The organism is Streptomyces sp. WAC05374 (genome assembly GCF_004353505.1).
Lineage (GTDB): Bacteria > Actinomycetota > Actinomycetes > Streptomycetales > Streptomycetaceae > Streptomyces.
Map to the genome: position 1 here is coordinate 416,986 of NZ_SMNQ01000004.1, position 10,210 is coordinate 427,195.

A 10,210-nucleotide genomic window follows, 5' to 3' on the forward strand; every position below is an offset into this window, starting at 1 on the left:
CCGCGCGGGTCTCACTCGTCGAGGGCGAAGGTGCCGAACTGCGCGGGGCCGGTGGGCCGGTAGGTCTGGATGGTGACGCCGGTGGACGTGGTGCGGTGGCCGGTGAGCGCGAAGGCGGTGGGGGCGCCGCCGTCGGGGAAGAGGCGGCGGCCCTTGCCGAGGAAGACCGGGAACACCAGCAGATTCAGCTCGTCGACCAGGCCGAGGGCGATGAGGCTCTGAGCGAGCCGGGCGCTGCCGTGGACCTGGACCTCCCGGCCGGACCGCTCCTTGAGGCGGTTGACCTCCTCGGTCAGGTCCCCGCCGATGACGGTGGAGTTGTTCCAGTCCGCCTTCTCGAGGGTCCGGGAGACCACGTACTTGGGCAGGGCGTTGAGACGGCTCGCGATCGGGTCGTTCTCGTCGGTGACCTTCGGCCAGTACGAGGCGAAGATCTCGTACGTCCGGCGGCCGAGCAGGAAGGCGTCCACCCGCCCGAACACCTCGTCCATGAAGCTGCCGAAGTCCTCGTCCGCGAACGGCACGCTCCAGCCGCCGTACACGAAGCCGTCGGTGCGGTCCTCCTCGGGACCGCCCGGGGCCTGCATCACGCCGTCGAGCGTCATGAAGGTGGTGAGGGTGAGCGTGGCCATGGCGGGTGCCTTTCTTCCGGGTCTTCTCCATCGTGGGTCACCAGTCCTGACCGCGCCTGCGCACGGAACTCATCGGTCGGCGGGCACCGGGTTCGGCGTCCGATTCCCGCCAGCGCCACGACCGCCCCTCCGGTGTGATTGATCCGTCAACCACTTCTGTACGTGGCCATGAGGCAACGAGGCACGGAGGAACACCATGAACGGCAGGACGGCTCTGGTCACCGGCGGCGGCCGCGGCATCGGCGCGGCCACCGCGCTGCGGCTGGCGCGGCGGGGCGCGGACGTCGCGATCACCTACGTCCGGGACGAGGCGGCGGCCCGGAAGGTCGTCGCCGGCATCGAGGCGACCGGGCGCCGGGGGGTCGCGCTGCGCGCCGACGCGGCGGACCCGGCGGCCCAGGCGGACGCCGTGGCGCGCGCCGCCGGGGCGCTGGGCGGACAACTGGACGTGCTGGTGAACAACGCGGGGGTCGGGGTGCTCGGCCCGCTGGAGAGCCTGACGCTCGCCGACGTCGACCGGGTGCTGGCGGTGAACGTGCGGGGCGTGTTCCTCGCCTCCCAGGCGGCCGCGGCGCGCATGGGGCGGGGCGGGCGGATCGTCACCATCGGCACGTGCATGACCCAGCGGGTGCCGGGCCCGGGCGGCACGCTCTACGCGATGAGCAAGTCGGCGCTGACCGGCCTGAACAAGGCGCTCGCCCGGGAGCTGGGCGCCCGGGGCATCACGGCCAACATCGTCCACCCGGGGCCGGTCGACACCGACATGAACCCGGCGGACGGCCCGTACGCGGAGGGGCAGAGCGCGATGACGGCGCTCGGCCGCTTCGGCACGCCGGACGACGTGGCGTCGATGGTCGCCTACCTGGCCGGTGACGAGGCCGCGTACGTGACGGGCGCGGAGTTCGCGGTGGACGGCGGCCACGCCGCGTAGGGCGGGGCCCGGAAAGGAGCGAGGGCGCACCGGTGCTGTCGGGTCGGTGCGCCCTCGCTGTGCGGGCGGGTGTCGTGGCCGCCCGGGTCTACGTCAGCTCAGCTCCTCGTGACGGGCCGCCAGGCGCTTGGCGCCCTCGTCCGTGAGCGAGCCGAACAGCCGGAGGCGGGAGATGCCGCCGTCGGGGTAGATGTCGATGCGGACGTGGGTGCCCACGACCGGCTCCGGCAGGACGAACCGGTGGTTGGTGTCCGGCTGGAGGCGGGTGCGGGGCATGAACTCGGTCCACTCGCCGGTCTCGCCGTCACGTGACGACAGGGCGGCCCAGCCGGCGCTGTTGCCCTTGAGGTAGGCGGTGTCGATCTCGACGGCGCGAATCGCGGACTGCTCGACGAGCTGGTAGCGGATCCAGTCGTTGCCCTTGTCGCGGCGGCGGCGGGTCTCCCAGCCGTCGTCCATCTTGCGCGAGCGGCCCGGCTGGATGGTGTTGGTGGCCGGGGAGTAGAAGCGGTCCGAGGCGTCCTCGACGCGGCCGCCGTTCTCCAGCGCGACGACGTCGAAGGTGCCGAGCACGCCGAGCCACTCGGGGTCGGGGGCGACCTCGCCGTACACGCGCAGGCGGGCGATGCCGCCGTCCGGGTGCTGCTTGACGCGCAGGTGCGTGAAGCGCCGCTCCACGTCCACGCTGAAGCCGTTCGCCGCGTGGCCGCCGATGGCGGTGCGCGGGACGAGGGTCGTCCACTCGACGTCGTCGGCCAGCAGCCGCTCGGGCGACGGCGAGCCGGCCACGGAGGTGGCCTCGACGGAGACGGCCTGCGGGTAGTTGCCGCGGAAGTGGGCGGTGTCGACGACGATGCCGCGGACGACGCCGGGCGCGCCGAGGCGTACGAGCGCCCAGTCGTGGTCCTCGTCCGTGGGGTGGGGCTCGGTGGCGGAGGCACCGCGGCGGCGGCGCGTCTCCCAGCCGTCCATGATCTTGCCCTTGTGGCCGAAGTGCTCCGGGTCGAACTCGGCCGGCTCGGGCTTGAGCATGTTCTCGCGCTCGGCGAAGAACTCGTCGTTGGCGGCGATGACACCGGCGCCCAGGCGGCGGTCGGCGAGGTCGGCGAGGCCGCTGAAGGGGAAGTCGGCGGTGCGGTAGTCCGCGTACGGGTCACCGCCGCCGTACGGGCTGGCGTCGCCGGTGAAGGAGGGTATGACGGTCACGGGTGTCACTTGTTCCTTTCGAGCAGCCGACCGGTCGGCTCGGCCACGGTGCCGTTGTCGGCGATGCGTACGCCGCGCAGCCAGGTGGACTTGACCACGCCGTGCAGGGTCTTGCCCGCGTAGGCGGTGACCTGGTTGCGGTGGTGCAGTTCGGCCGGGTCGACGGTGAAGGTCTCGTCCGGGGCGAGGACGGCGAAGTCGGCGTCGCGGCCGGGTTCGATGGCGCCCTTGCGGTCCAGGCCGGCGAGGCGGGCCGGGGCGGTGGACATCCAGCGGACGACGTCCTCAAGGGCGCGGCCGCGGCGGCGGGCCTCGGTCCAGATGGCGGGCAGGCCGAGCTGGAGGGAGGAGATGCCGCCCCAGGCGGTGGAGAAGTCGGGGGTCTTGAGGTCGGCGGTGGAGGGCGAGTGGTCGGAGACGATGCAGTCGATCGTCCCGTCGGCCAGGCCCTGCCAGAGCGCGTCCTGGTTGGACGCCTCGCGGATGGGCGGGCAGCACTTGAACTCGGTGGCTCCGTCGGGGACTTCCTCGGCGGTGAGGGTGAGGAAGTGGGGGCAGGTCTCGACGGTGATGCGGACGCCCTCGGCGCGGGCGGCGGCGATCATCGGCAGGGCGTCGCTGGAGGAGAGGTGGAGCACGTGCACGCGTGCGTCGAGGCGCCTGGCCTGGTTGATCAGGTTCTCGATGGCGGTGTTCTCGGCGTCGCGCGGCCGGGAGGCGAGGAAGTCGGCGTACTTGGGCGAGCTCTTCTGCGGGGCGGCGGCGAGGTGGTGCGGGTCCTCGGCGTGCACGATCATCAGGCCGCCGAAGCCGGCGATCTCGGCGAGGGAGGCGGCGAGCTGCTCCTGGTCGAGCTGCGGGAACTCGTCCACGCCGGAGGGCGACAGGAAGCACTTGAAGCCGTAGACGCCGGCGTCGTGCAGCGGACGGAGGTCCTTGACGTTGTCCGGCAGGGCGCCGCCCCAGAAGCCGACGTCGATGTGGGCCTTGGAGCGGGCCACGTCCTGCTTGACGCGCAGGTTGTCGACCGTCGTCGTCGGGGGCAGGGAGTTGAGCGGCATGTCGACGAGGGTGGTGATGCCGCCCGCCGCGGCCGCGCGGGTGGCGGTCCAGAAGCCCTCCCACTCGGTGCGGCCCGGGTCGTTCACATGGACGTGGGTGTCGACCAGGCCGGGGAGGACGACGTGGTCGCCGACGTCCTCGAGCCGGGCGCCCGCGGGCACCTCGGCGTCGTGGGGCAGCACCGCCGCGATCGTGCCGCCGGCGACGGCGACCGAGGCAGGGCGGGTGCCCTCGGGGGTGATGACGCGCGTCGAGCGCAGGACGAGCGTCACGTTGGCGTCCACGTCCGGACCCTGTTCCACGTTGCCGTTCAGCTCCACGTTCCCGTCCACATCGCCTTCCACATCGCCGGTCGGACCATCATTCTTCAACGAACTGTTGAAGGAGTCTTCACTCCGGATACGGCCCCGTCAAGAGTCCCTCCACCCACCGCCGGGTGGCGAGCGGACGACTTGGATGTTTCCATGAAGTGGAAAGCGAATTTCACCAGGGAGAACGTAGCTCCCCACATGCCGAGCACCAGCAGACCTGTGCGGAAGCCCGGGGACACCCGGACAAACAGCGCCTGACCGGCGAAGACGCCCCACTGCGGGCGATGTGCCCGACGGAAGACCCCGGTAGGCTGCTGACTTGCCCATCCGCCTCGAAAGGACCGTTGACGTGCCGACGTCCAGCGCCAGCACCACCGACGCCGCCAAGCCCGCCGCCGCGACCGGCGGTGTCCAGTCCCTGGAGCGTGCCTTCGACCTCCTGGAGCGGATGGCCGACGCGGGGGGCGAGGTCGGGCTGAGCGAGCTCTCCTCCAGCAGCGGGCTGCCGCTGCCCACCATCCACCGCCTGATGCGCACGCTGGTCGCCTGCGGGTACGTACGCCAGCAGCCCAACCGCCGGTACGCGCTCGGCCCCCGGCTGATCCGCCTCGGCGAGTCCGCCGCCCGCCTCCTCGGCACCTGGGCCCGGCCCTACCTCGCCCGGCTGGTCGAGGAGACCGGCGAGACCGCGAACATGGCGCTGCTCGACGGCGACGAGATCGTGTACGTCGCCCAGGTGCCGTCCAAGCACTCGATGCGGATGTTCACCGAGGTCGGCCGGCGCGTGCTGCCGCACTCCACCGGCGTGGGCAAGGCGCTGCTGGCGCACACCCCGCCGGAGGAGGTACGCGCGCTGCTCGCCCGCACCGGCATGCCGGCCGCGACCGAGAAGACCATCACCACCCCCGAGGGCTTCCTCGACGCCCTGGAGCTGGTCCGCTCGGCCGGGTACGCCGTGGACGACAGCGAGCAGGAGATCGGCGTGCGCTGCATCGCGGTCTCGGTGCCCGACTCCCCCACCGCCGCCGCCATCTCCATCTCGGGCCCCGCGGGCCGGGTCACCGAGGCGGCGACGGAACGGATCGTCCCGATCCTCCAGGGCATCGCCAAGGAGCTGTCCACGGCCCTGGCCAACCCCGCCAACGGCCAGTCCTGACACCGCGGCGCCCGGCAGGGGGAACAGCCGGGCGCACGGGGCCGCCGGGCGGCTTCAGGCGGCCGTCAGCCGGCCGTCCCGGACGGTGACCGTACGGTCCGCCCGGTGCAGGTGGGCGCGATCGTGGGTGACCACCACCGTGGCCGTGCCGCGCCGGCGGGTCAGGGTGACCAGCAGGTCCAGGACCGCCGCGCCGCGCTCGTGGTCCAGGGCGCTCGTCGGCTCGTCGACCAGCAGCACGGCGGGGTCGTTCATCAGCGCCCGCGCGATGTTGACGCGCTGGCGCTGCCCGCCCGAGAGCTGGTGCGGGCGCCGCTCCGCGCAGTCCGCGAGGCCCACCGCGCCGAGCAGGTCCCGGGCCCGCCGGTCCCCGTGCCGACGGCCCGACAGGTGCGCCATCACCCGGAGCTGCTCGGCGGCCGTCAGCGACGGCAGGAGGTTCGGCTGCTGGAAGACGATCCCCACGTGCTCGCGCCGCAGCGCCGCCCTGCCGGCCCGGTCCAGCGTGCCGGTGTCGGTCCCGGCCACGACCACCCGGCCCCGGTCCGGCGTCACCAGCGTCGCCGCGACCGCGAGGAGGCTGGACTTGCCGGAACCGGACGGTCCGACGACCGCCGTGAGGGTGCCCGCCGGGACGTCCAGGCCGACCGCGTCCAGTGCGGTCAGCCGCCCGTCGCCGTCGGGGTAGGTCAGGGTCACATCGTCGAGGTGCAGGCTCATCGGGCGCTCCCGAGCGCGGTGAGGGGGTCGGCGGCGGTGATCCGCCGGAGGGACAGGGCCGCGCCGAGCAGGCCGAGCACGGTCATCACGGCGGCCGGGCCGAGGAGCGTGGACGGCTCCAGGACGAAGGGCACGTCGGCCCGGCCCACGAGCGCGCCGGCGCCCGCCGCGAGCCCGGTGCCCAGCAGCGTGCCGGCGCCCAGCACGACCACCGCCTGCCCCAGGGCGTCCTTGAGGAGGTACGGCGTGGACGCCCCGAGCGCCTTCAGCACCGCCACGTCGCCGCTGCGCTGGATCGTCCACACCGTGAAGAACGCCCCGACGACCAGCGCCGAGATCACGAACAGGAAGCCGCGCATCAGTCCCAGCGAGCCGCTCTCGGCCCGGTGGGAGCCGATGGCATCGAGCGCCTCCTCGACGGTCGTGCTGCGCGTGCCCGCGGCCGCGTCGCCCGCCGCCAGGCCCGCGCCCGCCCCCCTGAGCGCGACGACGGTCGCCCCGCCCCGGCCGCCGAGGCGCCGCCAGTCCTCCAGGGACGTCCACACCACCGGCGTATGGCTGTACGAGGCGTCGCCCGCGACCGCCGCGACCGTGGCGGCCAGCGGCCCGATCCGCAGCCCGTCGCCCGCCCGGGCCCCCAGCTCCTCGGCGGCCGGCGCCGACAGCACCACCCGGCCGGGGCCGAGACGCGCGCTGTCCGGCGCGATCCCCGCGCCCGGCCGCGTACCGAACGCGGAGACCGCCGCCGTGCGGTCACCGGCGGCCGCGTCGAGCGTGGTGATGCCGACCGGTTCGGCCGCGGTGACGCCCGGCTGCCGCTGCCACGCCCGCCAGGCCCCGTCCGGCACCGCCGAGTCGGTGAACGACACCGGGCGGCCGGGCGGCGGGGCCGCGAAGGCGAGCCGGTCGGCGGGCAGCCCGGTGATCGCCGAGACGTTCTCCCGCGCGAGCCCGGCCGTCAGCCCGGACAGCAGCCCGACGAGCAGGGTGATCAGCACGATCACGGTGCCCATCAGGGCGAATCGCCCCTTGGCGAAGCGTAGGTCTCTCCATGCCACGAACATGCGGGCCAGCCTCCCGCCGGGCGGCCCGCGCGGGCATCGTGCGCCGGACGGCCCCCTGATCAAACTTTCGGTTGAGGGCGTGCGCGCCGGGCCCGCCTACCCTGGACGGGTCATGGATCCCCGTACGCTCACCCCCGCCCTGCGCGTCCTGCGCGTCTGCCTGCACCTGCTCGTGGCGGGGCTGCTGGTGCTGGCCGCCCTCCGGGACGGCACGGCGGCCGCCGTCGCCGCCGCCGCCGTGACGGGCGCGGTGTACGCGGTGGGCTCGGCCCTGCGCGCCGTGCGGGAGTCCCGGTCCGCCGCCGCCCTGTGGCTGGGCGCCCTGTCGGCGGCCTGGCTCGTGCTGCTGGCCGTGACGCCCGACGGGCTGTGGCTGGCCTTCCCGCTGTACTTCCTGCACCTGCACCTGCTGCCCGCGCGCTGGTCGCTGCCGGCCGTCGCCGGGACGGCGGGCGCGGCGATCATGTCGTACGTACGCCATGGCGCACCGCTCAACCCGGGCGCGGTCATCGGTCCGCTGCTGGGCGCCGCTGTCGCCGTGGCGACCGTCCTCGGGTACCAGGCGCTGTACCGGGAGAGCGAGCGGCACCGGCGGCTGGTGGAGGAGCTGACGTCCACGCGGGCGGAGCTGGCCGCGGCCGAGCGGCACGCGGGCACGCTGGCCGAGCGGGAGCGCCTGGCGCGGGAGATCCACGACACGCTGGCGCAGGGCCTGTCGTCGATCCAGCTCCTGCTGCGGGCCGCCGAGCGCGCCCTGCCGGACGGCTCCCCGGAGGCGGCCGGGCACATCGAGCGGGCCCGGCGGACGGCCCAGGACAACCTGGCGGAGGCGCGGCGTTTCGTCCGGGCGCTGACGCCGGCCGATCTGGCGCGCGGTTCGCTGGCGGCGGCGCTGGAGCGGCTGTGCGACCCGGCCGGTGAGGGTCCGCGGGTGCGGTTCTCGCTGAGCGGCACGCCGGTCGCGCTGCCCACGCCGTACGAGGTGGCGCTGTTGCGGATCGCCCAGTCCGCGCTCGCCAACACGGTGCGGCACGCGGGCGCGGGGCGGGCCGAGATCACGCTCACCTTCATGGACGCGTCGGTGACGCTGGACGTGGTGGACGACGGCGAGGGCTTCGATCCGCGCTCGTGCACGGCTTCCCCGGGAGGCGGGTTCGGGCTTCCGGCGATGCGCTCGCGGGCGGAGTCGCTGGGTGGCACGTTCACCGTCGAGTCGTCGCCCGGCCAGGGCACGGCGGTCGCCGTGTCCCTCCCGCTGCCCGCCGAGGGGGCCGCATGACCATCCGTCTGCTGCTCGCCGACGACCATCCCGTGGTGCGCGCGGGGCTGCGTGCCGTCCTCGACACCGAGCCGGACTTCACCGTGGTCGCGGAGGCCGCCACGGCGGAGCGCGCGGTGGAGCTGGCGCACGGGGTGGACGTCGTCCTGATGGACCTCCAGTTCGGCGGCGGCATGCACGGCTCGGAGGCGACGGCCGCCATCACCGCCCGTGACGCGGCGCCCCGGGTGCTGGTGCTGACGACGTACGACACGGACGCCGACATCCTGGCGGCCGTCGAGGCGGGGGCGAGCGGCTACCTGCTCAAGGACGCGCCGCCCGACGAGCTGGCGGCGGCGGTCCGCACGGCGGCGGCCGGCCGGTCCGCGCTCGCCCCGGCCGTGGCGCACCGCCTGATGGACCGGATGCGGACCCCCGCCCAGGCGCTGACCAAGCGGGAGCTGGAGGTGCTGCAACTGGTCGGCGAGGGCCTGTCCAACCTCCAGATCAGCAAGCGGCTCTTCCTCAGCCAGGCGACGGTGAAGTCGCACCTGGTGCACGTCTTCGCCAAGCTGGGCGTCGACTCGCGGACGGCGGCGGTGGCGGCGGCCACCGCCCGCCGCCTGATCCGCCGTTAGCCGCCCTCAGCCGCCGCGGTGCGGTTCGCCGAACAGCTCCACCGCGTGGCGTACGCCGGTGAGGGCGCCGCCGAGTGCGCTCACCGAACCGATCGCCCCCGCTATGAGCAGCAGCGACCGGCGCAGCCGGCGCACCTCGGGGACGCCGGTGAGGGTCATCGCCGCGAGCGCGGCCAGTTCGTCCTCGGCGATGCCCCGGTCGGCGAAGTCGGCCGGGTGGCCGGCCAGTTCCCTGCGGAGGCGGGAGACGGCGGCGCGCAGCTCCGTCACCCTCGGGTCCTCGCCGCTGCCGGCCACGCGCCTCTGTCCCATGCTTCGCAACAAAAGCTCTCCCGCCCCTCGCCCGCACTACGTTGTGCGCCCGTCCCTGTACTTAACGCCATGGCGGGCGGGGAGCGCCACTCCTCTGACGAAAACTCAGGAGGTGGCTTCCGGGGCGATCGCGTTGCGCCACACGGTCACGTCGATCGTGACGTAGTGGCTGGGGTCGGACTCCGGTGACTTCCCCTGGTAGGTCACCAGGCCGACGTGCCCGCCGTTGGTCAGCACACAGAGCTGGGAGCCCTTGGACAGGGAGTCGAGGTCGACCCGGTCGGCATAGCGGGTCTCGGTGCGGCAGGTGTCCAGGTCGCCCTTCTGGCCGGTGCGCAGCAGGATGAGCCGCCCGTCCTCGACGTAGATCTTCTCCAGGTTCCAGTCGTAGCCGACGTCCACGTTGGCGTCGTCGCCGAGCGGCTTGACGGGGTCGTCGGCGAGCGTCAGGTGGTAGCCGTCGGTCAGGTCGATGCCCTGGTAGGTGGCGGGCGCCGGGTCGGCGACCGGCTCCGGGGGCGCCTGGGAGGAGGAGCCGGGCGCCGGGGTGGTGCCGGCCTGCTCGCCGTCCGCCGGGGCCTCCTCCTCCGGCGTGGGGTCACCGGAGGCCGGGGCACCGCTGCTTGCCCGGTCGCCGCTCTTGGCGCTGCCGCCGCCCTTGCCGTCGTCGCCGGACATCAGGGCGTACACCCCGCCGCCGGCGAGTCCGGCGACCAGGAGTGCGGCGGTGAGGGCGAGCAGGACGTTCCGCTTGGTCTTCTTCCTGGGGGCCGCGGCGGGCACGGGGCCGGTGACCGGGCTCGGCCCGGCGTAGGGCGGCGGGGTGGTGTGGGCCTGGGCAGGGGCCTGGGGGTAGCCGTACGCGGGGGTGGGCGCGGGCGGCTGCGGGTGCTGGGGCTGGTGTGCCTGCTGGGGGTGGG

Annotated in this window: 10 protein-coding genes and 1 pseudogene; 4 read left to right on the forward strand and 7 right to left on the reverse strand. The window is 74.2% G+C overall.

The window, feature by feature from the left end:
• Positions 1-11: 11 nt before the first annotated feature.
• Positions 12-632 (reverse strand): dihydrofolate reductase family protein, encoded by a 621-nt coding sequence (locus E2B92_RS12315; RefSeq protein WP_126887951.1) that lies wholly within the window; start codon positions 630-632, stop codon positions 12-14.
• Positions 633-828: 196 nt separating this feature from the next.
• Here E2B92_RS12315 and E2B92_RS12320 point away from each other — a divergent pair, with 196 nt between their 5' ends.
• Positions 829-1,563, forward strand: a complete 735-nt coding sequence (locus E2B92_RS12320) for an SDR family oxidoreductase (RefSeq protein WP_126887950.1) — start codon at positions 829-831, stop codon at positions 1,561-1,563.
• 93 nt (positions 1,564-1,656) lie between these two features.
• Here the strand turns inward: E2B92_RS12320 and alc are convergent, their stop codons facing one another.
• Both alc and allB read right to left on the reverse strand, forming a co-directional pair.
• The gene (gene alc, locus E2B92_RS12325; RefSeq protein ID WP_126887949.1) at positions 1,657-2,769 is read right to left on the reverse strand and encodes an allantoicase; all 1,113 of its coding nucleotides are present in this window, start codon (positions 2,767-2,769) and stop codon (positions 1,657-1,659) included.
• A 5-nt stretch (positions 2,770-2,774) separates the two neighbouring features.
• Positions 2,775-4,163 (reverse strand): allantoinase AllB, encoded by a 1,389-nt coding sequence (allB, locus tag E2B92_RS12330; protein ID WP_235023794.1) that lies wholly within the window; start codon positions 4,161-4,163, stop codon positions 2,775-2,777.
• A gap of 328 nt (positions 4,164-4,491) precedes the next feature.
• Here allB and E2B92_RS12335 point away from each other — a divergent pair, with 328 nt between their 5' ends.
• Positions 4,492-5,298, forward strand: coding sequence for an IclR family transcriptional regulator (locus E2B92_RS12335; protein WP_126887948.1), 807 nt, complete (start codon positions 4,492-4,494; stop codon positions 5,296-5,298).
• A 54-nt stretch (positions 5,299-5,352) separates the two neighbouring features.
• Here E2B92_RS12335 and E2B92_RS12340 read toward each other — a convergent pair whose 3' ends face one another.
• Positions 5,353-6,018, reverse strand: a complete 666-nt coding sequence (locus E2B92_RS12340; RefSeq protein WP_126887947.1) for an ABC transporter ATP-binding protein — start codon at positions 6,016-6,018, stop codon at positions 5,353-5,355.
• Positions 6,015-7,082: an ABC transporter permease gene (locus E2B92_RS12345; RefSeq protein WP_133087511.1), complete on the reverse strand. Its 1,068-nt coding sequence runs from the start codon at positions 7,080-7,082 to the stop codon at positions 6,015-6,017. The genes E2B92_RS12340 and E2B92_RS12345 overlap by 4 nt, the downstream gene beginning before the upstream one ends.
• Before the next feature lie 112 nt (positions 7,083-7,194).
• Here E2B92_RS12345 and E2B92_RS12350 point away from each other — a divergent pair, with 112 nt between their 5' ends.
• Together E2B92_RS12350 and E2B92_RS12355 are read left to right on the forward strand one after the other, a co-directional pair.
• Entirely contained in the window at positions 7,195-8,361 is a 1,167-nt protein-coding gene (locus E2B92_RS12350) for a sensor histidine kinase (protein WP_126889509.1), read from the forward strand.
• Positions 8,358-8,978, forward strand: a complete 621-nt coding sequence (locus E2B92_RS12355) for a response regulator (protein WP_126889510.1) — start codon at positions 8,358-8,360, stop codon at positions 8,976-8,978. Before E2B92_RS12350 ends, E2B92_RS12355 begins: the two co-directional genes overlap by 4 nt.
• A gap of 6 nt (positions 8,979-8,984) precedes the next feature.
• On the opposite strand, the gene E2B92_RS12360 is transcribed toward E2B92_RS12355, so the two are convergent.
• Positions 8,985-9,290, reverse strand: a complete 306-nt coding sequence (locus E2B92_RS12360; RefSeq protein ID WP_185923816.1) for a DUF5955 family protein — start codon at positions 9,288-9,290, stop codon at positions 8,985-8,987.
• A gap of 105 nt (positions 9,291-9,395) precedes the next feature.
• Positions 9,396-10,210: pseudogene (locus E2B92_RS32650) on the reverse strand (serine/threonine protein kinase); the annotation flags it as partial.

What these genes read in the sequence shown, in the direction of transcription:
- E2B92_RS12360 (WP_185923816.1), bottom strand. Translation starts at nt 9,290, where the DNA reads ATGGGACAGAGGCGCGTGGCCGGCAGCGGCGAGGACCCGAGGGTGACG.
- E2B92_RS12315 (WP_126887951.1), bottom strand. Translation starts at nt 632, where the DNA reads ATGGCCACGCTCACCCTCACCACCTTCATGACGCTCGACGGCGTGATG.
- E2B92_RS12350 (WP_126889509.1), top strand. Translation starts at nt 7,195, where the DNA reads ATGGATCCCCGTACGCTCACCCCCGCCCTGCGCGTCCTGCGCGTCTGC.
- E2B92_RS12345 (WP_133087511.1), bottom strand. Translation starts at nt 7,082, where the DNA reads ATGTTCGTGGCATGGAGAGACCTACGCTTCGCCAAGGGGCGATTCGCC.
- E2B92_RS12340 (WP_126887947.1), bottom strand. Translation starts at nt 6,018, where the DNA reads ATGAGCCTGCACCTCGACGATGTGACCCTGACCTACCCCGACGGCGAC.
- E2B92_RS12320 (WP_126887950.1), top strand. Translation starts at nt 829, where the DNA reads ATGAACGGCAGGACGGCTCTGGTCACCGGCGGCGGCCGCGGCATCGGC.
- E2B92_RS12355 (WP_126889510.1), top strand. Translation starts at nt 8,358, where the DNA reads ATGACCATCCGTCTGCTGCTCGCCGACGACCATCCCGTGGTGCGCGCG.